Origin of the sequence: Phenylobacterium sp., from assembly GCF_035569475.1 — a bacterium.
Lineage (GTDB): Bacteria > Pseudomonadota > Alphaproteobacteria > Caulobacterales > Caulobacteraceae > Phenylobacterium.
Genome location: NZ_DATMNA010000038.1, coordinates 50,937 through 76,335, shown reverse-complemented (window position 1 = coordinate 76,335; position 25,399 = coordinate 50,937). Strand labels below are relative to the sequence as shown.

At 70.6% G+C, this 25,399-nt stretch carries 25 protein-coding genes; 12 read left to right on the top strand and 13 right to left on the bottom strand.

Annotation, left to right across the window (positions count from 1 at the left end; translation table 11 throughout):
- Window positions 1-55 precede the first annotated feature (55 nt).
- The 3 genes from lipA to VNW53_RS05950 all read left to right on the top strand — a co-directional run bounded on the left by lipA (window position 56) and on the right by VNW53_RS05950 (window position 2,099).
- Complete coding sequence (gene lipA, locus VNW53_RS05960) at window positions 56-1,036, top strand: lipoyl synthase (RefSeq protein ID WP_325554223.1); 981 nt, start codon at window positions 56-58, stop codon at window positions 1,034-1,036.
- Window positions 1,033-1,527, top strand: a complete 495-nt coding sequence (locus VNW53_RS05955) for a type II toxin-antitoxin system RatA family toxin (protein WP_325554328.1) — start codon at window positions 1,033-1,035, stop codon at window positions 1,525-1,527. Before lipA ends, VNW53_RS05955 begins: the two co-directional genes overlap by 4 nt.
- 104 nt (window positions 1,528-1,631) lie before the next feature.
- Complete coding sequence (locus VNW53_RS05950) at window positions 1,632-2,099, top strand: hypothetical protein (RefSeq protein WP_325554222.1); 468 nt, start codon at window positions 1,632-1,634, stop codon at window positions 2,097-2,099.
- Between the two features lie 3 nt (window positions 2,100-2,102).
- On the opposite strand, the gene VNW53_RS05945 is transcribed toward VNW53_RS05950, so the two are convergent.
- Complete coding sequence (locus tag VNW53_RS05945; protein WP_325554220.1) at window positions 2,103-2,594, bottom strand: CinA family protein; 492 nt, start codon at window positions 2,592-2,594, stop codon at window positions 2,103-2,105.
- Window positions 2,595-2,691: 97 nt separating this feature from the next.
- Here VNW53_RS05945 and VNW53_RS05940 point away from each other — a divergent pair, with 97 nt between their 5' ends.
- Complete coding sequence (locus VNW53_RS05940; RefSeq protein WP_325554219.1) at window positions 2,692-4,995, top strand: fused MFS/spermidine synthase; 2,304 nt, start codon at window positions 2,692-2,694, stop codon at window positions 4,993-4,995.
- A 3-nt stretch (window positions 4,996-4,998) separates the two neighbouring features.
- Here VNW53_RS05940 and VNW53_RS05935 read toward each other — a convergent pair whose 3' ends face one another.
- On the bottom strand, window positions 4,999-6,144 hold the full coding sequence (locus VNW53_RS05935) for a bifunctional 2-C-methyl-D-erythritol 4-phosphate cytidylyltransferase/2-C-methyl-D-erythritol 2,4-cyclodiphosphate synthase (RefSeq protein WP_325554218.1): 1,146 nt from the start codon (window positions 6,142-6,144) through the stop codon (window positions 4,999-5,001).
- A 112-nt stretch (window positions 6,145-6,256) separates the two neighbouring features.
- Here VNW53_RS05935 and dusB point away from each other — a divergent pair, with 112 nt between their 5' ends.
- From dusB to hflX, 8 genes are all read left to right on the top strand, one after another.
- Window positions 6,257-7,264: a tRNA dihydrouridine synthase DusB gene (dusB, locus tag VNW53_RS05930; RefSeq protein WP_325554216.1), complete on the top strand. Its 1,008-nt coding sequence runs from the start codon at window positions 6,257-6,259 to the stop codon at window positions 7,262-7,264.
- Window positions 7,261-8,382 carry a two-component system sensor histidine kinase NtrB gene (locus tag VNW53_RS05925; RefSeq protein ID WP_325554214.1) on the top strand — a complete coding sequence of 374 codons (1,122 nt, stop codon included), beginning with the start codon at window positions 7,261-7,263 and terminating at the stop codon, window positions 8,380-8,382. The genes dusB and VNW53_RS05925 overlap by 4 nt, the downstream gene beginning before the upstream one ends.
- On the top strand, window positions 8,379-9,800 hold the full coding sequence (ntrC, locus tag VNW53_RS05920; protein WP_325554213.1) for a nitrogen regulation protein NR(I): 1,422 nt from the start codon (window positions 8,379-8,381) through the stop codon (window positions 9,798-9,800). Before VNW53_RS05925 ends, ntrC begins: the two co-directional genes overlap by 4 nt.
- Window positions 9,801-9,891: 91 nt before the next feature.
- Entirely contained in the window at window positions 9,892-12,117 is a 2,226-nt protein-coding gene (locus tag VNW53_RS05915; RefSeq protein WP_325554212.1) for a PAS domain-containing sensor histidine kinase, read from the top strand.
- A gap of 11 nt (window positions 12,118-12,128) precedes the next feature.
- Entirely contained in the window at window positions 12,129-13,520 is a 1,392-nt protein-coding gene (locus VNW53_RS05910; RefSeq protein ID WP_325554210.1) for a sigma-54 dependent transcriptional regulator, read from the top strand.
- On the top strand, window positions 13,520-14,383 hold the full coding sequence (locus tag VNW53_RS05905; RefSeq protein WP_325554208.1) for a D-amino-acid transaminase: 864 nt from the start codon (window positions 13,520-13,522) through the stop codon (window positions 14,381-14,383). Before VNW53_RS05910 ends, VNW53_RS05905 begins: the two co-directional genes overlap by 1 nt.
- Before the next feature lie 102 nt (window positions 14,384-14,485).
- Window positions 14,486-14,731, top strand: coding sequence for an RNA chaperone Hfq (gene hfq, locus VNW53_RS05900; RefSeq protein WP_293367327.1), 246 nt, complete (start codon window positions 14,486-14,488; stop codon window positions 14,729-14,731).
- The gene (gene hflX, locus VNW53_RS05895; protein WP_325554207.1) at window positions 14,728-16,047 is read left to right on the top strand and encodes a GTPase HflX; all 1,320 of its coding nucleotides are present in this window, start codon (window positions 14,728-14,730) and stop codon (window positions 16,045-16,047) included. Before hfq ends, hflX begins: the two co-directional genes overlap by 4 nt.
- On the opposite strand, the gene VNW53_RS05890 is transcribed toward hflX, so the two are convergent.
- From VNW53_RS05890 to tmk, 11 genes are all read right to left on the bottom strand, one after another.
- Entirely contained in the window at window positions 16,044-16,352 is a 309-nt protein-coding gene (locus tag VNW53_RS05890) for a hypothetical protein (RefSeq protein ID WP_325554206.1), read from the bottom strand. The two genes, hflX and VNW53_RS05890, sit on opposite strands and share 4 nt — an antisense overlap.
- Window positions 16,349-17,179 carry a nucleoside triphosphate pyrophosphohydrolase gene (gene mazG / locus VNW53_RS05885; RefSeq protein ID WP_325554204.1) on the bottom strand — a complete coding sequence of 277 codons (831 nt, stop codon included), beginning with the start codon at window positions 17,177-17,179 and terminating at the stop codon, window positions 16,349-16,351. The genes VNW53_RS05890 and mazG overlap by 4 nt, the downstream gene beginning before the upstream one ends.
- 57 nt (window positions 17,180-17,236) lie before the next feature.
- Window positions 17,237-17,731 carry a hypothetical protein gene (locus VNW53_RS05880; protein ID WP_325554203.1) on the bottom strand — a complete coding sequence of 165 codons (495 nt, stop codon included), beginning with the start codon at window positions 17,729-17,731 and terminating at the stop codon, window positions 17,237-17,239.
- Window positions 17,732-17,810: 79 nt separating this feature from the next.
- Window positions 17,811-19,835: an amidohydrolase family protein gene (locus tag VNW53_RS05875; protein ID WP_325554202.1), complete on the bottom strand. Its 2,025-nt coding sequence runs from the start codon at window positions 19,833-19,835 to the stop codon at window positions 17,811-17,813.
- A 77-nt stretch (window positions 19,836-19,912) separates the two neighbouring features.
- Entirely contained in the window at window positions 19,913-20,572 is a 660-nt protein-coding gene (locus VNW53_RS05870; RefSeq protein ID WP_325554201.1) for a hypothetical protein, read from the bottom strand.
- Between the two features lie 145 nt (window positions 20,573-20,717).
- The gene (locus tag VNW53_RS05865) at window positions 20,718-21,458 is read right to left on the bottom strand and encodes a methyltransferase (RefSeq protein ID WP_325554200.1); all 741 of its coding nucleotides are present in this window, start codon (window positions 21,456-21,458) and stop codon (window positions 20,718-20,720) included.
- Window positions 21,459-21,532: 74 nt separating this feature from the next.
- Window positions 21,533-22,135, bottom strand: a complete 603-nt coding sequence (locus VNW53_RS05860) for a phosphoribosylglycinamide formyltransferase (RefSeq protein ID WP_325554199.1) — start codon at window positions 22,133-22,135, stop codon at window positions 21,533-21,535.
- Entirely contained in the window at window positions 22,132-22,956 is an 825-nt protein-coding gene (locus VNW53_RS05855) for an MBL fold metallo-hydrolase (RefSeq protein ID WP_325554198.1), read from the bottom strand. Before VNW53_RS05855 ends, VNW53_RS05860 begins: the two co-directional genes overlap by 4 nt.
- Window positions 22,953-23,729, bottom strand: coding sequence for a TatD family hydrolase (locus tag VNW53_RS05850; RefSeq protein ID WP_325554197.1), 777 nt, complete (start codon window positions 23,727-23,729; stop codon window positions 22,953-22,955). Before VNW53_RS05850 ends, VNW53_RS05855 begins: the two co-directional genes overlap by 4 nt.
- An 8-nt stretch (window positions 23,730-23,737) precedes the next feature.
- Window positions 23,738-24,736, bottom strand: a complete 999-nt coding sequence (locus VNW53_RS05845) for a DNA polymerase III subunit delta' (RefSeq protein ID WP_325554196.1) — start codon at window positions 24,734-24,736, stop codon at window positions 23,738-23,740.
- The gene (tmk, locus tag VNW53_RS05840) at window positions 24,729-25,379 is read right to left on the bottom strand and encodes a dTMP kinase (protein ID WP_325554194.1); all 651 of its coding nucleotides are present in this window, start codon (window positions 25,377-25,379) and stop codon (window positions 24,729-24,731) included. Before tmk ends, VNW53_RS05845 begins: the two co-directional genes overlap by 8 nt.
- Between the last annotated feature and the right edge of the window lie 20 nt (window positions 25,380-25,399).

Here is a 25,399-nt window from a genome sequence, read left to right as displayed (position 1 = left end):
GGGGAGAGGAGACTCTTGCCTTGATCCCGAAGCCCTGACCGCCGATCTAGGGGCCATGGCCGTGGTCATCGACAACCTCTCGGGCGCGATCCGCCCGCGTCACCCGGAGAAGCAGGCGAATCCGGAGACGCCGCTGCTGCGCAAGCCCGAGTGGCTGCGCGTGCGCGCGCCCGGCTCGGCCGGCTACAACGCCACCCGCGACATCGTGAAGGCCAACGGCCTGGTCACCGTCTGCGAGGAAGCCGCCTGTCCCAACATCGGGGAGTGCTGGTCGAAGAGCCACGCCACCATGATGATCATGGGCGAGACCTGCACGCGGGCCTGCGCCTTCTGCAACGTCGCCACCGGCAAGCCCAATCCGCTGGACCCCACCGAGCCCGCCCGCGTCGCCGACGCGGTGGCCAAGATGGGGCTGAAGCACGTGGTCATCACCTCGGTGGACCGCGACGACCTGGCCGATGGCGGGGCAGGCCACTTCGCCGCCGTGGTGCGCGCCATCCGCGCCGCGGCGCCCGGCACGACCGTCGAGATCCTGACGCCGGACTTCCTGCGCAAGCCCGTGGAGGCGGCGTTCGAGGTGATCGATTCCAGGCCGGACGTCTTCAACCACAACCTGGAGACCGTGCCGCGGCTCTACCTCTCGATCCGGCCGGGCGCGCGCTACTACCACTCGCTGCGCCTGCTGGAGCGGGTGAAGGAGCGCGATCCGAGCCAGTTCACGAAGTCCGGCGTCATGGTCGGCCTTGGGGAGACCAAGGAAGAGGTCATGCAGGTGATGGACGACATGCGCTCGGCCGGCGTCGACTTCATCACCATCGGCCAGTATCTCCAGCCCACCCGAAAACATGTTCCCATCGACCGCTTCGTCCATCCCGACGAGTTCCGGGCCTATGAGGAGATCGCCCGGGCCAAGGGCTTCCTGATGGTCGCCGCGAGCCCGTTGACGCGCTCCTCGCACCACGCCGGCGAGGATTTCGCCCGCCTGCAGGCCGCCAGGGCCGCCAAGGACGGGGCAGCCAAGGACATCGGGGCCTGAAGCACCACGTCACCAAGCGTCTGCCCTACGCCCCGGACCAGCTTCTCGCCCTGGTGGGCGACGTCATGGCCTACCCCGAGTTCGTGCCCTGGATCACCGCCATGCGCACCTGGAACGCCCGGGACCTGGGCGAGGGCGTCGAGACGGTCGACGCCGAGGCGGGGGTCGGCTTCTCCTTCCTGAAGGAGCGGTTCTCGACCCGCGTGCGCCGTGACTCCGCCGCGCGCCAGATCGACGTCACCCTGTTGTCCGGCCCCTTCAAGCGCCTCGCCAACCGCTGGCGGTTCTTCGAGGACGGGCCGGGCGAGACGCGGGTGGAGTTCGACATCGACTTTCAGTTCAAGTCGCGCCTGCTGGAGGCCCTGCTCAGCGCCAATTTCGCCCATGCGGTGGACCGGCTGATGACCTGCTTCGAGGACCGTGCGAACGCGCTCTATGGCCCCCGAGTCCCCACCGTCGGGGAGCCGAAAGGCCAGCCGTCCAGCGTCTAAATCTTGGTGGACGCGATCTTCACCTTGCTTGTTAGCAGCTCTGCAACGTGCACGCGCAAGACTCCGCGTCCGATCCAAAGGTCGCCTAGGAGAGGCTAGTGCTGTTGTTCTGGAGGATTTACGCGGTCGCCTACTTGGTGCTGGCCATCGCGATCCTGCCCCAAATCCTCGCAAAGGCGACGCATCTTTCGCCGATCGATGTGATCGACATTCTTGTCTTCACGCCGATCGCGGTGGTGGCCCTGTGGTCGGCCGCCTATCGGCACGTGAGCCTGCCGACCAACACCTGGAAGATGCTGCTGTTCATCTCGGTGTTCTGGCGCGCGCTCTCGGTCGGCAACGTCATCCTGTTCAACGACCTGGTGGGGAAGGTGCACTCGGGCCTGGTGTTCCTCAACGGCCGCATGGCGCCTGCCGCGGCCAACTCGGTGATGGTCGCCGGCCTCGCCGTCGGCTTCCTGCTCGGCAGCTTCGTGGTCGTGCCGCCGCTGATCGCCCTCTACCGCAACGCCTATGGCGACGAGAGCCTGCTGAAGCTCATGTCGCCGATGCGCGCGCGGCAAACCGCCTAAACCTCAGGCCATCCGGTCGCGCAGCATCTGCAGGGCCGACTGAACGGCGGCGAGCTGGATGTCGATCCGCTCGTCGAGCTCGAAGAACTCCAGGCGATGCTGCAGGCCGTGATTGGTCCGCGCGGTGGCGATGTGGACGGTGCCCACCGGCTTCATCGGCGTCCCGCCGCCGGGGCCGGCCACGCCGGTGATCGCCACGGCCACGTGGGCGTTGGAGTTCTCCAGCGCGCCCTCCGCCATCATCCGCGCCACGGGCTCGGACACCGCGCCCAGGTCGGCAATCAGGTCGCCGGGGATGCCCAGCAGCTCCTGCTTGGCGCGGTTGGAATAGGTGACGAACCCGCGCTCGAAGACGTCCGAGGCGCCCGCCACCTGGCAGATCGCGCCCGCCACCAGCCCGCCGGTGCAGCTCTCCGCCGTGACGATCCGCAAGGACCGCTCGCGGGCCTCGTCGACCAGCAGGCGCGCAAGGGTCACGATCTCGAGCGAAAACATGCGCTGGGGCCTCGTCTGACGGCGGATGGGTCCGCCGACCAGAGCATCGGATAGGCTGGGCGTTCAAGGCGATTCGAGCGCCCCAAGGCCGACTCTCATGACCGTTCCGACCTTCGACGCATCGCCCGCCGCCCGGCCGCCCGCCGCCCTGTTCGCGGTCACCGTCTTCGCCAGCGCCGCCCTGGTCTTCCTGGTCGAGCCGATGATCGCCAAGCTGGTGCTGCCGCGGCTGGGGGGAAGCCCTTCCGTCTGGAACACCAGCCTGGCCTTCTTCCAGGCCGCGCTACTGGCCGGCTACGCCTATGCGCACCTGCTGCAGCGGCTGCCGTCCCTGCGCGCCCAGGCCCTGGTCCATGGCGCGGCGATGCTGGCCGCGGCGATCGTGCTGCCCTTGCGCATCAACGAGCTGATCGGGCCGCCGTCCTCGAACCATCCGGCGCTCTGGCTACTGGGCGTGCTCGCCGTCTCCGTAGGCGCGCCCTTCGCGGTCCTCTCCGCCACCGCGCCCCTCGTCCAGGCCTGGCATGCCCGCAGCTTCGGGGAGGGCGAGGCGGGCCACGAGCCCTATGTGCTCTATGCCGCCAGCAACCTCGGCAGCCTGCTGGCGCTGTTGGCCTATCCCCTGGTGGTCGAGCCGGCCCTGACCCTGCATGCCCAGCGCCTGGGCTGGAGCGGCGGCTACCTGGCCTTCGTCCTGCTGATGGCCGGGCTGGCGGTCGCGGTGATCCGCGCCGGGGGCGTCCGCGGCCCGGCGCGGCCGGCCCACGTCGAGGCGCCGCCGATCGCCTGGCGCGAGCGGCTGATCTGGGTGGCGCTGGCGGCGATCCCGTCCAGCCTGATGCTGGGGGTGACGACCTACATCACCACGGACGTGGCCTCCGCGCCCTTCCTCTGGGTGCTGCCGCTGGCGCTCTACCTGATCACCTTCATCGTCGCCTTCCAGGCGAAGCCCGCGATCCCCAAGGATATCACCCTGCTGCTGCAGGCCGCCCTTGTGGCCGTCTGCCTGGCCTTGCTGCCGTACCACGCCAGCCCCTTCGCCCTGCTGCTGCCGGTCAACCTCGGCGCGTTCTTCTTCACCGCGCTCATGTGCCACCAGGCCCTGGTGGCCCGCCGGCCGCCGCCGGAGCGGCTGACCGAGTTCTATTTCTGGATGTCGCTGGGCGGGGTGATCGGCGGCTCGTTCAACGCCTTCCTGGCCCCGGTGATCTTCGACAACGTCTGGGAATATCCGCTCGTCCTGGTGGCCGCCTGCCTGCTGCGGCCGTGGGGCGACTGGAAGATCGACATCTTCACCGGCGCCATGCTGATCCTGGGCGTCGCCGCAGGCGTGGCGATGCCGATCCTCAACACCTTCGTGGCGCCGCACGTCTTTGGGCGGCCGCTGTTCGCGGGGTTCACCCAGATCGACGCCTTCGACCTCGGCGTGAAGGCCTGCCTCGTCCTGGCCGTGATCGCCGCCTACATGGTGCGCCGCCACGCCCTGCTGTTCTTCGCCGTGATCCTGATCCTCTGGCTGGGCGCGGAGGGCGCCGCGGACCGCACCACCACCGACCAGACCTGGCGCAGTTTCTTCGGCGTGCTGCGCCAGGGCGAGACCCAGGTCCCCGCCCTGGGCGGGCCCACGCGGATGCTGTCGCACGGCACGACCCTGCACGGGGCCGAGGCCCTGACCCCGCGCTGGCGATGCAATCCGCTGGTCTACTACGCCACCGCCTCGCCGATCGGGCAGGTATTCCTGGGCGAGCAGCGCGCCAAGCCGACCTTGCGGATCGGAGCCGTGGGGCTCGGCACCGGTTCGGTGGCGGCCTATGTGCGGGCGCGCGACCGGCTGACCTTCTTCGAGATCGATCCTCTGGTGGTCCGGATCTCCAGCGATCCGGCGCATTTCGCCTACACCACCCGCTGCGCCCGCGGCCCGGTGGACTATGTGGTCGGCGACGCGCGGCTGACGCTCGCCAAGCAGCCGGCCGGGATCTTCGACATCCTGCTGATCGACGCGTTTTCGTCGGACGCGGTGCCGACGCATCTGCTGACCGTCCAGGCGGTGCGCGGCTATCTCACCCACCTGACGCCGGACGGGGTGCTGATCCTGCACCTCTCCAACCGAAACCTCGACCTGAACGGCCCGGCCCAGGCGGTGGCCAAGGCCGCGGGCGGCGTGGCGCTGATCCAGCACTTCAGGCCCGGTCCCGACACCGACCGCGGCGGCTGGCCTTCGCCGGAGGACGCGGTGATCGTCGCCAAGTCCCGCGCGGCCCTGGCGCCCTTCGTCCGCGATCCGCGCTGGCGGCTCACCGAGCCCAGCCGCGTCCGGCCCTGGACGGACGACTACACCAACCTGTTCGGGGCCCTGTGGCGACGGTTCCTGCAGAAGCTGGACCCCAACAGCGAGGGCTAGACCCTAGCGGGGCGTCTCCACGCAGACCACGGCCTGGGCCATCAGGCCTTCCTCGCGGCCGGTGAAGCCCATGCCCTCCGTCGTGGTGGCCTTGACGCTGACGCGCTCGACCGGAAGCCCCAGCAGCTCGGCGACGCGCGCGCGCATGGCGTCGCGGTGCGGGCCGATCTTGGGCCGCTCGCAGATCAGGGTCAGGTCGGCGCTGATCACCCGGCCGCCCTTGGCCTGGGCCAGTTCGACGGCATGGATCAGGAACCGGTCGGAGGAGGCGCCCTTCCACTTCGGATCCGACGGCGGGAAGTGTTGGCCTATGTCGCCCTCGGCGATCGCGCCCAGCAGGGCGTCGGTCAGGGCGTGCAGGCCCACGTCGGCGTCGGAGTGACCGACCAGGCCCCGGTCGTGAGGAATGGACACCCCGGCCAGCCAGACCGCGTCGCCCGGGCCGAAGCGGTGGGCGTCGACGCCGAAGCCGGTACGCACGATCCGCCCGCCGCCCGCCAGTTGCTCGGCCATGGCGAAATCCTCCGGATAGGTCAGCTTCATGAGCATGGGATCGCCCGCCGCAAGCGCGACGCGGCCGCCGGCGGCCTCGACCACCTGGGCGTCGTCGGTCGGCTCGGACGGGGCGCCCCAGGCCGCGTAGGCGGCGCGCAGGCGGCCCAGGCGGAAGGCCTGCGGCGTCTGGGCCCGCCAGAGGCCCTCGCGGCTCACCGTCTCGGCGACGGCCCCGTCGCCGCGCTTGAGCGTGTCGGGCACGGGCAGGGCAGGTACGGCCCCATCTGCGTCTGCCAGGGCCGCCAGCAGGCGTTCCACATGCGCCCGAGTGACGAAGGGCCGGGCAGCGTCATGCACGAGCACGGGTTCGTCGTCCTTTCCTGCCAAGGCCGCCAGGCCGGCCTGCACCGACAGGGCCCGTGTCGCGCCGCCCGCTACGGCCCGCCATCCGGCCAGGCCCTGCAGAGCGTCTTCCGCGGCGGCCAGGCGGTCGCCCGCCACCACGACGATGACTTCGCGCGCGCCGGCGGCCAGCAGGCCCTCCACCGACCACCGCACCACGGGCCGGCCGGCCAGGGTCCGCCACGCCTTGGGTTCGCCCGGTCCCGCGCGCAGGCCTTCGCCCGCCGCCACCACTATGCTTAGGAAGCTCATCGGGTGCGTGTTTAGGGACACGCTCGCGCTTGTCCAGATCGTCCAGCGTTCAGGTGGGCTTTACCGCAGCGCACAAATTGCCTAAAAAGCTGGCTGTGGGGATGATTAAATAATGAGCAGTTCGCTCAAGCTCGATAAGGTTGAGGTCTCCGGCCGCGTGTGGATCGCGCCCATGACCGGAATCTCGGACCTGCCGTTCCGCCGCGCCGCGAGCCGGCTCGGCGCGCCGTACGTGGCCACCGAGATGGTTGCCTGCGCCGAACTCTCCAAGGGCCGGCCCGACGTCGTGCGCCGCGCGGCCGTGGGCGAAGGCCTGCCGCTGATGGTCGTCCAACTGGTCGGCCGCGACCCGGATCATATCGCTGAAGGGGCGCGGCTGGCGCAGGCCGCCGGCGCCCAGATCATCGACCTCAACTTCGGCTGTCCGGCCCGCGAGGTCACCGGCGCGCAATGCGGTTCGGCCCTGATGCGCGAGCCGGAGCTGGCGGAGCGTCTGATCGCCGCCGCCATCGCCGCCGTCGAGGTCCCGGTGACGGTGAAGATGCGCCTGGGCTGGGACGACGCCTCGCGCAACGCGCCGGAGCTGGCTGTCCGCGCCGAGGCCCTGGGCGTCGCCGCCGTGACCGTCCACGGCCGCACCCGCTGCCAGTTCTACAAGGGCGCCGCCGACTGGGCCGCCGTGCGGCCGGTGAAGGAGGCCGTCTCGATCCCGGTGATCGTCAATGGCGACATCGTCGACGGCGGCACGGCCCGCGCCGCGCTCGCCGCCTCGGGCGCCGACGGAGTGATGGTGGGCCGCGGAGTCTATGGCCGCCCCTGGATCGCCGCCCAGATCGAGGCCGAGTTGGACGGGCGCGCCTTCGCCGAGCCCGACGCCGAGACCCGGTTGGCCATCGCGCTCGATCACTTCCGCGATGCGCTCGGCTTCTACGGCGAGCGCCTGGGCCTGCGGGTCTTCCGCAAACACCTGGCCGCCTACATCGAGCAAGCGCCCTGGCCGGCCGACGCCGAGACGCGCCGCGCGGCCCGCAGCCGCCTCTGCCGGCTGGAGGACGCCCGCGAGGTCGAACGCGCCCTGGCGGAGCTTTGGGCGCAACCCCCGCGGAGGCTTGCCGCATGAGCTGGCGGACCCTGCCGCAATCCCTGGGGGTCGATGTCCTGGCGCTCAAGGCCGCGGCCTTCGAGCTCAGCCCCGATCCGGCCATGGTGGTGGACGCCACCGGCGCCCTGGTCGCCGTCAACGAGGCCGCCGAGGGCCTGTTCGGGCAAGGCCTCGGCCTGCTGGCCCGGGGCCGGTTCAGCGCCGCCCTGCCGCCCGGCTCGGCCCTCGTCTCGCTGCTCAACCGCGCCCTGCACGAAGACGCCAAGGTGCGCGAGCGCGGGGTACAGATCACCCTCTTCGGCCTGCCGCCGTTCGAGGCGGACGGCGCCGCGGCCCCGCTGGGCGACGGCTCGGTGTTGCTGACGCTGAGCGTCAAGGCGGGCCTGGGCGTCGAGCGGGCGGGCGCGGAAGCGGCCGGCGGCCTGCGCTCGATCGTCGGCCTGGGCCGGATGCTGGCGCACGAGATCAAGAACCCCCTGGCCGGCATCCGCGGCGCCGCCCAGCTCCTGAAGTCCGGCGCCAAGACGGAGGACGCCCCGCTCGCGCAACTGATCGTCGACGAGACCGATCGGGTGCGTCGCCTGGTCGACCGCATGGAGGCCTTCTCCGACGACGCCCTGCCGTCGCTGACCCCGATCAACATCCACCAGGTGCTGGACCGCGTCCGCGCCCTGGCCGCCAACGGTGTCGCCGACGGCCTGACCCTGCGCGAACAGTACGACCCCTCGCTGCCGCCGGTGCAGGGCGACGAGGACCAGTTGATCCAGATCTTCCTGAACCTCGTGAAGAACGCCGCGGAGGCCGCCCATTCGCGCGGTGACGGGCGCGGCGCGATCAGCATCACCACCGCCTATCGCCACGGGGTGCGCGTGCGGGCCGCCAAGGGCCAGGCGCTGCGCGGCGCCCCGCTCGAGGTGCGGATCATGGACAACGGCCCAGGTGTCCCCGACCACCTGCGCGAGCACCTGTTCCAGCCCTTCGTGACCTCGAAGACCAATGGCGTCGGCCTGGGCCTCGCCCTGGTCTCCAAGCTGGTCGCCGCGCACGGCGGCCTTCTCGACTTTGAATCCGAGCCCGGCCGGACGGTCTTCCGGGTGCTGTTGCCTATCGTTTCCGAAGAGGACCACCCGGCATGAACGCCGCGAGCAAGAAAATCCTGATCGCCGACGACGACGCTTCGATCCGCCTGGTGCTCTCCCAGGCCTTCACGCGCCTCGGCTATCAGGTCCGCGCGACGGGCAACGCCGCCACCCTGCTGAAGTGGGTTTCGGAAGGCGAGGGCGACCTCGTCATCACCGACGTGGTCATGCCTGACGAGAACGTCTTCGATGTCCTGCCGCGGATCCGCAAGGAGCGCCCGAAGCTGCCGGTCATCGTGATGAGCGCGCAGAACAACCTGATCACCGCCGTCAACGCCGCCGAAGTCGGAGCCTTCGACTACATCCCCAAGCCCTTCGACCTGGACGACATGACCTCGGCGGCGCGGCGTGCGCTATCCCGGCCCGCCGATCCCGAGGCCGCCCGCGCTCAGGCCCGGGCCGTGCGCGACGACCGCCTGCCGCTGATCGGCCGCTCCGGCCCGATGCAGGAGGTCTACCGCACCATCGCGAGGCTGGTGGGCGCGGACCTGACCGTGCTGATCACCGGCGAAAGCGGCACCGGCAAGGAGCTGGTCGCCCGCGCCCTGCACGACATGGGCCGCCGGCGCGACGGCAAGTTCGTCACCATCAACCTGGCCGCCGTGCCGCGCGAGCGGGTCGAGGCCGAGTTGTTCGGCAAGGAGGACGGCGACGCGGGTAAGCTGATCGACGCCGACGGCGGCACCCTGTTCCTGGACGAGATCGGCGACATGCCGCTGGACGCCCAGACCCGCCTCCTGCGGGTGATCGACGGCTCTGAGCCGGCGGTGAACCCCAAGACCAGCCGCCGGCCCAACGTGCGGATCATCGCCGCCACCAACCGCGACCTGCGCCAACTGATCCAGCAGGGGCTGTTCCGCGAGGACCTGTTCTTCCGCCTGAACGTGGCCCCGCTGCGCCTGCCGCCGCTGCGCGACCGGGCGGACGACATCCCCGACCTGGCGCGGGCCTTCCTGCTGCGCGCCAACCGCGAGGGCCTGCCGTCCAAGACCATCGACGCCGCAGCCCTGGACCGCCTGAAGCAGCATCCCTGGCCGGGCAACGTCCGCGAGCTGGAGAACCTGGTCCGCCGGATCTGCGCCCTCTATGGCGAGGACCTGATCACCGCGCGGATCATCGAACGGGAGCTCGCCGACCAGCAGCCGGCCGTCCAGGGCGAGGAGGGCCCCGCCACCCTGGCCCAGCTCGTGGAGCGCAAGCTTTCCAGCTATTTCGCCGACCAGCCCGACGGCCTGCCGCCCGCCGGGCTCTATGACCGGGTGCTGGAGGAGGTGGAGCGGCCGCTGATCCAGCTCACCCTTTCGGCCACCCGCGGCAACCAGGTAAGGGCGGCCGAGATCCTCGGCCTAAACCGCAACACCCTGCGCAAGAAGATCTCCGACCTGGGGGTCGAGATGCAGCGCGGGCGGCGCTGATCTTCCCGAAATCGGCTGGCCCGCGTCCGCATGACGCATCCTTGCCACAAGACTGTTGAGTTTGGGGCACAGTCGCTTAGGCTCCCCGCCAATGGCGTTGGATATTCGACAGTGGCTCGCCGGCGCGGGCGCGGCCCGCGTGTGGCAGGCGATGCAGTCTCGGGTGGTGCTGGGTTGCGGCTATGGCCTGGCCGCGGCGCTCACCGGCCTGGCGATTCTGCTGGCCGCCTCGCCGCCGTCGACGGGGCCCCTGGGCCCGGCCAGCCAACTGATCCTGACGGTCCTGGGCCTCAACCTGGTCCTGATCCTGGCCCTGACGCTGGTCCTGTTCCTGCGTTTCGCGGCCCTGTTCGACGCCCGCGAACGCGACGCCGGCGCCCGGCTGCAGGTGCGATTCGTTCTGTGGTTCGCCTTCGCCGCGGTCGTGCCGGCCCTGGTGGTCTTCCTGTTCTACGGCGTGCTGGTCACCCGCGGTGTCGACAACTGGTTCAGCCATCGGGTCAAGACCGTGGTGGAGAGCTCGGCCGCCGTCGCGCGCTCCTACGTGGAGGAGCAGCAGCAGTATATCCACGACCATGTCATTCCGATGGGCGAGGACCTGAACCACGCCGAACCGGCGTTCGAGGCGAGCCCGATCACCTTCAGCCACTTCCTGGGCAACCTGGCCAACTTCCACGGCTTCTCGGCGGGCTATCTGATCGACCGCGACGGACGCGTTCTGGCCCGCGCCGAGGCCGCTGACGCGCCGCCGCTCACCCTGCCGCCGGCCTCCAGCTTCAAGGCCGCCGACCAGGGCATCATCTCTGTCTGCAACGTCAACTGCGGCGACGTGATGAGCGCGGTCTACAAGCTGCGCAGCTACTCGGACGCCTATCTCTACGTCATCCGCCCCGTGGAGAAGGGGCTTGTCGGCCACCTGGTGGAGGCCGAGGCCAGCCTCATCGACTTCCGCGCCGCGGCGCAGAACCGCGAACGCATCCAGACCATCTTCGCCCTCAGCTACGCCGAGACGGCGCTGCTGGTGCTGGTGGGTGCGGTCTGGCTGGGCCTGGGCGCCGCCAACGCCATTTCGGGCCCGGTTGCGCGGCTGGTGCAGGCGGCGGGCAAGGTGGCCGGCGGCGACTTGAGCGCCCGCGTCGACGCCGAGAACGACCCGGAGGAGATCGCCGTCCTGTCGCGGGCCTTTAACAGCATGACCCACGATCTTCAGGAACAGCAGGAAGCAATCCGCACCGCGCACGAAGACGCTGAGCGACGGCGGCAGTTCATCGAGACCGTCCTGGCCGAGGTCAGCGCCGGCGTCATCAGCCTCGACGCCAAGGGCCGCATCTCCGCCGCCAACCGCCAGGCCGAGCTGCTGCTGGGCCTCGACGCCCCCGGCCGCGGGCGCAAGCTGCTGGAGGTCGCGCCCGAGATCGCCGCTATCGTCGCCCAGGCCGGCCGCGGCGAGGCCGAGGAGGAGGTCGACGTGGTGCGCGGCCGCGAGACGCGGCGCCTGCGCGTGCGGGTCAGCGGCATCGAGGGCGGCTTGGTGCTGACCTTCGACGACATCACCCGGCTGATGAACGCCCAGCGCAACGCTGCCTGGCGCGACGTCGCCCGGCGCATCGCCCACGAGATCAAGAACCCGCTCACCCCCATCCAGTTGTCGGCCGAGCGGCTGCGCAAGAAGTACCGCAAGGACATCCCGGCCTCGGAGCTCGAGATCTTCGACCGCTGCAACGACACCATCGTGCGCCAGGTCGACGCCATCCGGCAGATGGTCGACGAGTTCTCTACCTTCGCCCGGATGCCGGCGCCCAAGTTCGTCGACCACGACGCCTCGGAGCTGATCCGCGCGGCGGTCTTCGCCCAGCGGGTGGCGAGCCCCGACATCGACGTCGAGCTGGTCGAGCCGGTGCCGGAGGTGCGCCTGCTGGCCGACGAGCGAATGCTGACCCAGGCGCTGACCAACATCCTGAAGAACGCCGCCGAGGCGGTGACCGCGCGCCGGACGGCCAAGCCCCCCAAGGCCAAGGAACGGGGGCGAATCCGCGCACGCCTCATTTCGGACGACAGTGGTGTGGCATTCGAGGTCGAGGACAACGGCGTGGGCCTGCCCGCCAAGGATCGCGACCGGCTGACCGAACCCTATGTGACGACGCGCGAGAAGGGCACGGGACTGGGCCTGGCCATCGTCAAGCGCATTCTGGAAGACCACGGCGGCGAGCTGGAGCTGACCGACGCCCGCGAAGGGCCCGGCGCTCTGGCCACCTTGCGTCTTCCACCCTCGGCCCGGGCCCGCCCGGCGCCGAAATCGCAAACCGTGACGGCATGAAGGACTAGGTGATGGCGTCTGACGTTCTGGTGGTCGACGACGAAGCGGACATCCGCGACCTGGTGGCGGGGATCCTTTCCGACGAGGGCTACGCCGTCCGCACGGCCACGGATTCCGAGTCCGCCCTGGCCGCGGTCCGGGCGCGCAAGCCCGCGATCCTGATCCTCGACATCTGGATGGCCGGCGGCGGCATGGACGGGCTGGAGCTGCTGGACCTGGTCAAGGACCTCGACGGCGATCTGCCGGTGATCATGATCTCCGGCCACGGCAACATCGAAACCGCCGTCAGCGCCATCAAGCGCGGGGCCTATGAGTTCCTGGAAAAGCCCTTCAAGTCGGACCGCCTGCTGCTGGTGGTGGAGCGCGCCCTGGAGGCCGCGGGCCTGCGCCGCGAGAACCGCCGGCTGCGCACCCAGGCGATCACGCCCGAGGGCATGACCGGCAAGTCCATGCCCGCCCAGCAACTGCGCCAGATGATCGCCAAGCTGGCCACCGCCAACAGCCGGGTGCTGATCTCCGGGCCCCCGGGCTCGGGCAAGGAAACGGTGGCGCGCCTGATCCACGGCGCCTCCGGCCGCGCGCGCAACGAGTTCGTGCCGATCAGCGCCGCCGGGATGACGCCCGAGCGGATGGACGTGGAGCTGTTCGGCCAGGAGGGCGACGACGGCCGCCCGGCCAAGATCGGGGTGTTCGAGCGCGCCCACTCCGGCACCCTCTACCTCGACGAAGTGGCCGACATGCCGCGCGAGACGCAAGGCCGTATCCTGCGGGTGCTGGTCGACCAGAGCTTCCGCCGGGTGGGCGGCGACCAGGACGTGCATGTCGACGTCCGCGTGGTCTCCTCCACCTCCCGCGACCTGCGCGAGGAGATCGCCGCCGGCCGCTTCCGTGAGGATCTGTTCCACCGCCTGAACGTGGTGCCGGTGAACGTGCCGGGCCTCTCGGAGCGGCGCGAGGACATCCCGGAGCTTGTCGAGTATTTCATCGAGCGGATCAGCGAGGCGACCGGCATGCCACGACGCAGGCTGGCCGATGACGCCCTGGCGACGCTGCAGGTCCGCGCCTGGCCGGGAAACCTGCGCCAGTTGCGCAACAACGTGGAGCGCATGCTGATCCTCGCCTCCGGCGCGCCGTCCGACCCGATCACCGCCAACATGCTGCCGGCCGAGGCCATGGTCACCGACCAGGCGATCAGCCTGGGCGCGGAGCGGATGATCGCCCTGCCGCTGCGCGAGGCGCGCGAGGTGTTCGAGCGCGAGTACCTGAACGCCCAGATGCTGCGCTTCTCCGGCAACATCTCGCGCACCGCCGCCTTCATCGGTATGGAGCGCTCGGCCCTGCACCGAAAGCTGAAGTCCCTCGGCCTTTCCGGCGCCCGCGCGCTGGAAGAGGAGATGGGCTGATGGGACGCATCGCCTACGTCAACGGCCGTTACGTCCCGCACGGGGAGGCCGCGGTCCACATCGAGGACCGCGGCTATCAGTTGGCCGACGCGGTCTACGAGGTCTGGGCCCTGTTCGGCGGCAAGCTGGCCGACGCCGAGGGGCATTTCGCACGCCTGGAGCGCAGCCTTGGCGAGCTCTCCATCGCCATGCCCATGAGCCGCACCGCCCTGACCATGGTGCTGAAGGAGGCGGTGCGCCGCAACCGCATCTCCGAGGGATCGGTCTATCTCCAGATCAGCCGCGGCGTGGCCCCGCGCGACCACGCCTTTCCCAACCCGCCGGTGCGGCCGGCCGTCGTCGTCACCGTCAGCCGGGTGGACCGCGCCGCCTCCGAGGCCCGGGCCGCCAAGGGCGTGGCGGTGGTGACGACGCCGGAGAACCGCTGGGGCCGTTGCGACATCAAGACCGTGGGCCTGTTGCCCAATGCGCTCGCCAAGCAGAAGGCGAGGGCGGCGGGCGCTGTGGAGGCCTGGTTCGTGGACGACCTGGGCTTTGTGACCGAGGGCGCCTCGTCGAACGCCTGGATCGTGGACGGCGATGGACGGCTGCGCACCCGCGACACCAACGCCAACATCCTGCGCGGCGTCACCCGGCTCACCCTGCTCGACGTGATCCGCAACGCCGGGCTGGAAGTGGACGAGCGCCCCTTCACGCCCGCCGACGCCGTCGCGGCGAAGGAAGCCTTCATCACCGGCGCGGGCTCGCTGGTGCTGCCGGTGGTCGCCGTGGATGGCAAACCGGTGGGCGACGGCAAGGTCGGACCGCTGGCGGCGAGGCTCCGGCGTCTCTATATCGAGCAGGCGAAGGCCGCGGCCATCTGAGCCGGGTCCGCGCGATTGCGCCTGTCGCAAATCCGGGTCTAGCTAACTTGCGTGTGTGGGCGGCGCCTTGGTCGCCCGATCAGAAAAAAAGGGCGAAAAGCCGTGAGCGAGAAGAAACAGAACCTTCAGGACACGTTCCTGAACAGCGTCCGCAAGTCGAAAACCCCCCTCACCATCTTCCTGGTCAACGGCGTCAAACTGCAGGGCGTGGTGAGCTGGTTCGACAATTTCTGCGTGCTGCTGCGTCGCGATGGCCAGTCGCAACTGGTCTATAAGCACGCCATATCCACCATCATGCCGGCCCAGCCCGTACAGTTGTATGAGCCCGGCGAAGACGAGAGCGATTGAAGCCTTCCAAATCCGTTGACCGCGAGGCGCCGGTGCAGGGCGCCGTCGTCATCCACCCCGACCGCGAAGGCAAGGGCGTCTCGCGGAGCGCGGAGGCGCGCCTGGACGAGGCCGTGGGCCTGGCGCTCGCCCTCGACCTCGAGGTCCGCGAGACCCTCATCGCCAACCTGCGGCAGATCACGCCGGCCACCCTGTTCGGCAAGGGCAAGGTGGCGGAGATCGGCGGGATCATCGAACTGGCCGAGGCCGATGTCGCCATCGTCGACGACAGCCTGACGCCGGTTCAGCAGCGCAACCTGGAGAAGGCCTGGAACTGCAAGGTCATCGACCGCACCGGCCTGATCCTGGAGATCTTCGCCCGCCGCGCGCGGACCCGCGAGGGCCGCCTGCAGGTCGAGCTGGCGCGGCTCTCCTATGAGCGCTCGCGCCTGGTCCGCACCTGGACCCACCTGGAACGCCAGCGCGGCGGCTTCGGCGTGATGGGCGGCCCCGGCGAGACCCAGATCGAAACCGACCGGCGGCTTCTGGCCGACAAGATCCGCAAGCTGAAGCTGGAGCTGACCGAGGTGCGCCGCACGCGGACCCTGCAGCGCTCGGCGCGCAAGCGGCATCCCTACCCGACGGTGGCGCTGGTGGGCTATACGAACGCCGGCAAATCGACCCTCTTCAACCGCCTGACCCGCGCGGAGGTGGTGGCGCAGGACATGCTGTTCGCCACCCTTGACCCGACCCTCAGGATGCTGAAGCTGCCGGACGGGCGGCCCGCGATCATGTCCGACACCGTGGGCTTCATCTCCGACCTGCCGCACGAGCTGGTCGAGGCCTTCCGCGCCACCCTGGAGGAGGTCAAGGAGGCAGACGTCGTGCTGCACGTGCGAGACATCGCCAGCCCCGAGAGCGCGGCCCAGGCGGGCGACGTGCGCGAGGTGCTGACCCGCCTGGGCGTCGACATGGAGGACCGCTCGATCCTCGAGGTCTGGAACAAGATCGACCTGCTGCCGGCCGACGACCGCGAGGTCGTGCGGGGCGACGCGCGACGCGCTCACCCGCCGGCGATCCCGCTGTCGGCGGTGACCGGCGAGGGGTGCGACGCCCTGCTGGAAGCCATCGCGGCCCTGGTGGACGAGGCGCCGCCGGTGGACGTCTACACCCCGGTGGGCGAGGGCGCGGCGATCGCCTGGCTCTACCGCCACGGCCGCGTGCTGGAGCGCCAGGAGGGCAAGGACGGCTCGGTGCGCCTGGCCGTCAGCCTGTCACCCCAGGCGCTGGGCCAGTTCGAGCAGCAGTTCCCCGGGGCGGAAGTGCGCGGGCATTAGCCCACGAACGCCATCGCCTCCCGCGACAGGGCGTCCCAGTCGGCGCTCATCTTGGCCAGCACCCATTCCTTCATCGGCTTGCCCTTGTTCGCGTCGAAGGGCGCGCCTTCGCCCGACGCGATGAGGGCCGCGACGCGCTCGGCCGGCAGCTTGAGCAGCAGCACCTCGCCGCGCACGGCGGCGAACAGCTTGCCGTTCGCCATCAGCGAGTGGCGGGCGAAGCCCCGGCTTTCGGACAGGGTCACGCCGGGCTCGTCCAGCAGTGCGCCCACCAGGGCGCCGAAACGTTCGGCCGGCGAGGTCACTCCGCCGCCTTCATCCGTTCGGTGGCCTTGGCCTCGTCCCAGAGGGCGTCCATTTCCGCGAGGTCCGACTGGTCCGGCGTCCGGCCGCGCTCGGCCAGCACCTTCTCGATGTACTGGAAGCGGCGCACGAACTTGGCGTTGGTGAAACGCAGCGAGTCCTCCGGATCGACCTCCAGGGTTCGCGCCAGGTTGGCCACCACGAACAGCACGTCGCCCATCTCCTGCCGCGCCTTGTCCAGGTCGCCGGCGGCGATCTCCGCCTTCAGTTCGGCGAACTCCTCGTCCAGCTTGGCCACCACCTGGCTGATGTCCGGCCAGACGAAGCCCACGCCGGCGGCGCGCTTCGAGAGCTTCACCGCGCGGGTGAGGGCGGGCAGGCCCACCGGGACATCGTCCAGCAGGCTGGCGACGCGGCCCTTGCCCTTGGTCTCGCGCTCCGCGGCCTTGAGCGCCTCCCAGCCCTGTTTCTGGTGCGCGAGGGATGCGTAGGTTTCTTCGGCGAAAACATGAGGATGTCGGCGGATCATCTTGTCGTTTATGGCGGCCGCCACGTCGTCGAAGGCGAAGGCGCCTTGCTCCTCGGCCATGCGGGCGTGGAACACCACCTGCAGCAGCAGGTCGCCCAGCTCCTCCTTCAGGTCCGAGAGGTCGTTTCGCTCGATGGCGTCGGCGACTTCATAGGCCTCCTCGACCGTATAGGGGGCGACGGTCGCGAAGGTCTGCTCCTGGTCCCAGGGGCAGCCATCAGCCGGGTCGCGCAACCGCGCCATGATGGCCAGCAGCCGGTCGATGGGCCGCAAGGTCTCGGGCGGGGCAGGGCGGGTCATGCACGAATGTGACCCTGCGCCGCCGCGGCTGGCAAGCGGCGGCGCGGTCCGCCTTCGTCAGCGCTTGTCAGGCGCCTTTCCGTGGCGGAGCTCGGAGGCGAACTGCTCGAAGGTGTTCTCGGCGTCCGTCCAGATGCCGCCGCGCGCCGACCAGCGGATGTCCGGCTCGGTGTAGCTGTAGCGCAGGGGCGTGACCGTGCCGTCGGCGCTCACCGCGCGGCCTTCGATGCGGGCGCCGCCGATGCCGAAGCTGCGCATGGAAAGCCCCGGCGTATCGCCGAGCTGCTTGAACGTCGGATGATTCGGCGTCGCGTCGGTGAGCACCAGCTCGATCCGCGCGCCGTCATAGGCGCTGGTCTTGGCCAGGCTCCGTTCCACGGTGGACTGCAGGTCCTTGGCGAGGTCGTTCACCTCGCGCTCGCCAAGCGACTTGGCGGCCTTGAGCTGCAGCTCCGGCCCGATGGCGACGCTGACCGAGGCCGGCGTGGCCATGGCGGTTGTGGCGCTGGCCAGGACAGCCGCCGTGGCAAGGATCAGGGTTCGCATGGTCATCTCTCGCATCATGCCCTCCCACCTAAGGTAAGCCTGCTTCGCCGTGGCGCAAGCCACAGCTCGTTCGGCTTTGCGCGAGCTACGGCGCCGCCGCGGTCACGGGCGCCGTGGAGCGGTGGAAGCCGACGCTTCGGCCGAGCGCGGCGCTGTCGTAGAGCTCGCCGGCGCGGACCACCTTGGTCACCCGACGCAGGTCGCTGATGTTGGTCAGGGGATCGCCTTCGACAAGCATCAGGTCGGCGCGCTTGCCGACCTCCACCGACCCGGACTCCCGGTCGAGCTTCATCGCCCGCGCCGCGCCGAGCGTCGCGGTCTGGATCGCCGCCATCGGAGGAAGGCCCGCCTGGACGTAGAGCTCCAGCTCGCGGTCGATGCCATAGCCGATCAGGCCGGTGTCGCTGCCCGCCACGATCGGCACGCCGGCGTCGTAGAGCGCCTTGATGACCCGCCCGTTGGCCGCCATCCGCGCGCGGAAGCGGGCCTCGTCCACCGAACCGCCCATGGCCTCGAACTTCGACGCCAGGACAAAGGGCGCGGCGTCCAGGCCGGGCTCGAACCCGGCCGCACGCACGGCCTTGGGATGCCCCGCCATCTCGCCCCAGCCCTCGGTGGGATCCACCACGATCTGGCGGGCTTTCAGCAGGGCGATCAGTTGCTTGGCGCGATCGGCTGAGAGATCGACGGGGCCGTTGCTCCCCTCCGGCAGCATGGCGCGGGTGACGAATTGCAGGTGGTTGATCTGGTCCATCCCGTCGGCGATGCCGCCGAAGGCGTCGACGGCCGCGGGCACGTGGCCGGTCACCGTCAGGCCGCGGCGGTGCGCCTCGGCGGTGATCGCGGTCAGCACGTCGGGCTTGAGCTGGGTGTAGACCTTGATCTGGTTGAAGCCGGCGTCGGCGTAGCGGTCCACGGCGGCAACGCCCTGGGCCGGGGTTTCGGCGTCGACGGCGCCGAAGGCGAGGGGGCCGCCGGCGTCGATCAGGCCGGCCAGCAACAGGCGCGGCCCCAGGGCGTGCTCGCGGGCGATCTTGGCGCGGACCGCGGTCAGGAAGCCGAACTCGCCGCCGCAGTCGCGCGCAGTCGTGACTCCCGCCGCGAGCAGGGCCGGGCCGAACTCGACGCCGGAGTAGTGCGAGTGCATCTCCCACAGGCCGGGCAGCAGGGACTGGCCCTCGGCATGGATCACCTTGATGCCGGCCGGCAGGGTCACGGAGCCCCGCGCGCCTGCCGCCACGATCCGCCCCTGACGCACGATCACCACGGAATCGGCGACCGCCGGCGCGCCCGTGCCGTCGATCAGCCGCGCGCCCACGATGGCGAAGGCGCCGCTCGCCTCCGGCTTCACCTGGCGGCCGAGGTCGTCGAGGTCGGCCATCTCCTGGCGCACGCCGCTGGCCACCAGCTGGTCGAACGCCGGCCGATAGGCCTCCAGCACCTGCTCCTGCGGCAGGCCGCCCGCGAAGGTCATCACCGCCGCCAACCGGCCCTCCGCGTCCATCCACAGGACCTCGCGGCCGAACAGCAGGTTGGTGATCGTGTAGCGGGTAAGCCGCGCGGGGCCGCCGGGCAGGGCGATGGTTTCGGCGCCCACGCGGCGGATCTCCAGCGGCGGCGCCTGGTCGCTGGCGCGGAGCAGGGGCAGCGAAGCCGGCTCGCCGTGGGCGGTCCAGTAGCGCACCAGCATCATCTGCAGCGCGGCGGGCATGGCCGCATAGCCCACGTAGGCGACGTGCGGCTTGGCGAACACGCGGCGACCGCCCGGCTCCTCGACGGTGACCGACCCGGCGTCGACCTGCGTGCGCCAGACCTCGTCGGCCGGCGCCCCGGCGCGCGTCTGCTCCAGGAACGTCGGCGCATAGCCCGCGCCCATCTTCAGCGTCCAGTTGCTGGATCGCGTCGTCCCTCGGTCGGAGAGCGTGGCCGCCACCGTCATGACCGAACCCTGCGGCCCGGGGGTCACCGCATAGGTTTCCGATCCGATCTCGTGCAGCAGGGAATAGGTGGCGTAGCGGCCTCGCTCCTCCACGGGCGCGGAACCGGCCTGCGCCAGGCCGGGCGACGCCGCCGACAGACACAGCACGAGGGCGAAGGCGGCGCTGCGCATGGGTGACAGTCTCTCACTGGAACCGGGGAAAGCCCCGGTTTAGCCAGACCGCGGCCGAAAACAACAGCCGCCGCGCCCTAGCGGTCGGCGGGCGTGAGCCTTGTCTCGGGATCCTCGCCCAGCGCCTCGCGGACCGTGGCCACGACCGGCTCGGCCGAGGCGGTGAAGGTCAGGCGGACGCGTTCCATAGGCCAGCCGGTCATGCTGACGAATTCGGCCGGCGTCAGGGCCCCGAACCGGGTGGGCCGCGCCTCATTCATCGAGAAGCTGTAGCGGGTGTTCGGCGAGAGCAGGCAGGCCGTGCGGATGGTGCGCCGGTCGAAGGTCATCAGCATGTGCTGGACACGGCCGGCGCCGCCGCAGGGATTTTGCGGCCCGTCGTCGAACACGAAATACCCCGCGCAGCTCATCGGCTGGTCGAAGGTCACCCGCAGGATCAACAGTCCGGGCCGCACAACGGCGCCATCCTTGGGATAGACGCCCACGATCTGCGGCGCGCGGCCGCGCGCGTCCTTCCTGGGCGGCACGCATTTGACGTGGGCGACGACGTCCAGTTCCGAAACCGTCGCCGGTTTGGGCGGCGAGACCACCACCAGCTCCGAGACCGACGCGCCGGTAGCCGCGCTCACCGCCGCGGCGGTCGCGGCTTCCGGCCTTCCGGCCGCCGGCGCCGCGGGCTGGGCGTCCGCGTGGGCGGAAAGACCTAGGGCGATCAACGGCGGCAGGATCGTCTTCATGCCAACTTCGAAGCCCGCTACGGCTCACGGCGGAGGGGGCGGCGCGAATCGACGCCGCGCCGCCCGTTTATGGATCAATTTCGCGCCTAAGGAAGATTATCGGAAATATACCTAGGCGGATGTCGGCTCACTGGCGGATGTCGGCTCACTTAGGCTTACGGAACTTGTACAGGAACTGGTCGGTCTTCCCGCGGATCGCCGGATTGAACACCATCTTGTCGTGCGCATCGTCCGGATTGGCCAGGACCTTGCTCTCGCCGTCGAACTTGAAGCCGGCTGCGGCCAGATCGGCCTTCACCCGCGCCGGATCGATCCGGTGCAGTGTTTCGGTGGCGCCGAGGTCGGACCCCGCGACGGCCACGTGGTCCAGGATCACGAAGACGCCGCCGGGCTTCAGCGCGGCGTAGACCGCCTTGTTGAACGCCGGCACGTCGGCCGGCCCCATGAACTTGTCGTAGAGGTCATGGTAGTTCTGGCGGATGAAAACCACGTCCAGGCCGCTGGGCAGCGCCATGGCGTTGACCGGCGGCGACGTCACCTCGACGTTGTGGTCCGCGACCTGGGCCGCGAGAGCCTGCATGCCCGTCAAGGCCGTCGGATGGGCCTTCACCACCTCGGCGACCTCGACCGCATAGACCTTGCCCTTGGGCCCCACGGCCATGCTCAGCGCGCGGGTGAAGCGGCCCGGCACGATGTCGGCGACCTTGTCGCCGGGCTTCACGCCCATGAACTTGATGACCTCCGGCCCCTTGAGAGACGGATCGCTGACCGCATCCGGCGGCGGGCCGGCCGCCGGCGCCTGAGCTATCGCCGGCGCGCCCGCCATCAGCGCCAGGCCCAGGGCGATCGCGGTCGCACGCAGGCCAGTCGCACGCAGGTAAGTCATGTCACCCTCCCATTTTCTGTTGGCGCCAAGCTGAACCCGATAGGCGTCGCGCACAATCCACGTTGCGCGGCGTCTCAGCCCAGGACGATTTCGCCCTCGGCGATCCGACACAGGGTCTCGACAAAGAATCCGGGCTCCAGGCTGGTCACGCGCGCCTCGAGGCTTTCCGGGGTGTCGCCCGGCTCCACGGGCACGCTCATTCGGGCGATGACCGGGCCTCGGTCATATTCCTCGTCGACGAGGTGGATGCAGACACCGCTTTCCAGGACCCCCGCAGCGATCACCGCCTCGTGGACGCGGCGGCCATACATCCCGTGCCCGCCGAACGCCGGCAGCGGCCCGGGATGGATGTTGAGGATGCGGCCGGCGTACCGCCCCAGGGTCCGGGGGCCTAGCTGGCGCAGGTAGCCCGACAGCACGATCAGCTCCACGCCGTGGTCGGCCATGGCCTGGGCCAGCCTGGCGTCGGCGGCGTCCGGGTCGGCCTGGGTGGCGATGCAGAGCGCCGGGATCCCCGCCTCCGCCGCGAACGCCAGCGCCGCGGCGCTGCGGTTGTTGCTCACCAGAAGCCGCGCCTGCGCCGCCAGTTCGCCGGCCTCGATCGCGCCCACGACGGCGCGGGCGCTGGAGCCGTTTCCGGACGCGAGGAAACCTATCTTAAGCGGCCGGAAAATCACGAGAATCCACCACTCAGTTGATGTTGAAACCGCAGGCCATCGAAGCCGGGCTCGACCCCCGCCGGCAACTCGCGCCTCAGGGTCTCGTAGTCCAGGTCGATGTGCAGGTTGGTGAGGATCGCCCGCCGGGGCTTCAGCCGCGCGATCCAGTCCAGGGCCCGCTGCAGGTGGGCGTGGGTCGGATGCGGCCGATAGCGCAGGGCATCGACGATCCAGACGTCGAGCCCGGCCAAGGCCTCGAACGCCGCCTCGTCCAGGTTCACCACATCGCTGGAATAGGCCACGTCCGCGAACCGGTAGCCCACGGACCGCACCCCGCCATGGTCCTGGTCGAACGTCGCGATCGGAATCGCCCCCGATGGTCCGTCAACGCTCCACGGCGCGCCGTGGGCCGGAATCCGGCGCCGCTCGCAGATCGCCGGATAGCCGCCCTCCGGCTCGAAGATGTAGCCGAAGCGCCGCATCATGGAGACCTCGGTGGCCGGGTCCATGTGGCAGGCGATCTTGGCCCGCTGGCGGATGAAGAAGGCCCGCACGTCGTCGATGCCGTGCACCTGGTCGGCGTGGTCGTGGGTGAGGAGGATGCCGTCCAGCCGCTTGGCGCCCGCTTGCGCCGTCTGCAGCCGCAGGTCAGGCGAGGTGTCGACGATCGCCGTGGTCTCGGCCTCGGGCCCCTGCCCCATCCGCCGGACGAGGAGGGAACAGCGCGAGCGCGCGTTCTTCGGGTTCGTGGGGTCGCAGGCGCCCCAGTCGCCGTCGGCCCGCGGCACGCCGCCGGAGGAACCGCAGCCCAGGAGGGTGAACTCGAGCGTCCCACTCATGCCCTGGGGATCCGGTCGAACAGGGCGAAGAAGGCCTCCTCGGTCCGGGCCTCGGCTTCGTCGAGGGACCAGCCGCGCACCTCGGCGAGCTTGGCCAGGACGTGCGGCAGGAAGGCCGGCTCGTTGCGCCGCCCGCGATAGGGCGCGGGCGCGAGATACGGGCAGTCGGTCTCGACGATGATGCGGTCGGCGGGCATGTCGCGGATCACCGCCCGTACCTCCTCCGCGGCCTTGAAGGTGGCGATCCCGGAGACCGAGAACCAGGCCCCCAGCGCCGCGGCCCGCGCCGCCAGCTCGGGGCCCGAGGTGTAGCAATGCATCAGCAGGCGGAACGGGCCCTTGGCGTATTCGTCCTCGAGGATGTCGCCCATGGCCGCGTCCGCCACGCGGGTGTGCACCACCAGCGGCAGGCCGGTCTCGCGCGCCGCCGCCGCGTGGGCGCGGAACACCCTCGCCTGGATGTCGCGAGGGCTGAGGTCGTAGTGGAAATCCAGGCCGCATTCGCCGATGCCCACCACCCGGGGATCGGCGGCGATGGCGATAAGGGTCTCCGCGGCCAGGTCCGGGTCTTCCTTGGCCTCGTGCGGGTGCGTGCCGACGGTGGCCCAGATGTCCGGGTGCTCTGCGACCCGGCGCACCTTCTCGTAGTTCGAGACCCTGTCGCAGATGTTGACCATCAGCCGCACGCCAGCGGCCAGCGCGCGGGCGATCACCGCCTCGCGGTCTTCATCGAACTGCGGCGCGTGCAGGTTGACGTGGCTGTCGATCAGCATGGGCCCGTCTAGGCTGCGCGGGCGGCCTGACGCAACTCCCCGAGCGCGGTGAACAGGGCGTCGGCCCGATCGAGGTTCACCGCCTCCACGTCGCGGCTCAGGCGTTGCAGGGTCTCCCAGGCGCGGGCCCAGGCGTCGAGGCCGCCGATCCCCTGCGAGGCCCGCTCGGCGGCGAAGCCGTGCACCCGCTCGCCCAGGCGGTCGAACAGCAGGTCGAACTGCGCCTGGCCCTCGCCGCCCCGGAACCGGTCGGCCAGCGAAAGCGCAAAGGCCTCGTCCACCCGCGGCAGGCCCTCGAACAGGGCGCGCGCGGCGTCGTCCATGGCGATGGCCCCCTGCCCCGCCAGCACCCAGGCGCGGCCCGGCGCGCCGCCCGCCATGCGCGCCAGGCGCAAGGCGTCCTCAGCGCTGACGTCCTCGCGCTCGCGCACGAAGGCCGCGGCCGCCTCGAGCGGCAGGGGCTGGAACGCCAGCCGGCGGCAGCGGGAGCGGATGGTCGGCAGCAGCCGGCCGGGCGAATGGCTGACCATGAGCAGCACCCCGTGCGGCGGCGGTTCCTCCAGGGTCTTCAGGATGGCGTTGGCGGCGTTGACGTTCAGGTCGTCGATCGCATCGATGATCGCCACCCGGTGCGGTGCGCTCGCCGGGGACTTGGAGAAAAACTCCGACAGGCCCCGAGCCTCGTCGACGGGGATCACCTTGCGCAGTTTGCCGGTCTCGTCGGCGCGCTCGAGCACGAAGAGGTCGGGGTGCGAATGGGCGATGACCTGGCGGCTGACGGGATGGTCCGGGCTGGCGCCCAGGACGCCGTAGGCCGGCTCTGCGGGCGCGCCCAGCAGCCGCCGCGCGGCGCGGTAGGCGAAGGTCGCCTTGCCCACGCCCTCCGCGCCGGTGAGCAGCCAGGCGTGGTGCAGCCGCCCCCGCGCGCGGCTGGCCTCGAACGCCTCTTCGGCGGCTTCATGGCCCTGGAGATCGAAAACCTCCCGCGGCGGCCGGATCTCAGCCATGGACCGCGAGCCGGTCGTTCACCGCCGCCCAGACGCGGGCCTCCACCTCGTCCACGGAACCCGCGGCGTCGACGACGGCGCAGCGGTCCGGCTCGGCCCGGGCGATGGCCAGGAAGCCTTCGCGCAGCCGCTCGTGGAAGGCCTGGCCCTTGGACTCAAAGCGCATCTCCGCCCCGGCGCGCGCATGGGCCCGCTCCAGCCCGACCTCGACCGGCAGGTCGAAGATCAAGGTCAGGTCGGGCCGGGTCCCTTCCAGGATATGGGTCTCCAGCGCCGAGATCAGTTCCGGCGCCGTGCCGCCGGCGGCCCCCTGATAGGCGCGGGTGGAATCGGCGAAGCGGTCACAGACCACCCATGCGCCGCGCGCCAGCGCCGGGCGGATCACCCGCTCCACGTGGTCGCGCCGCGCGGCGTACATCAAAAGGGTCTCGGTGACCGGGCTCCAGCGGTCGGCGGCGCCCTTCAGCACCAGTTCACGGATCGCCTCGGCGCCAGGCGAGCCGCCGGGCTCGCGGGTCGCCACCACCTCGCGCCCGCCTCCGGGCTGCGAAGGGTCCTCAAGGCGCGCGACCAGGCGTTTGAGCTGGGTGGATTTCCCCGCCCCCTCGCCGCCTTCGAAGGTGATGAACCTGCCCTTGGACACCGGCCCAAAATGGCCGGTTC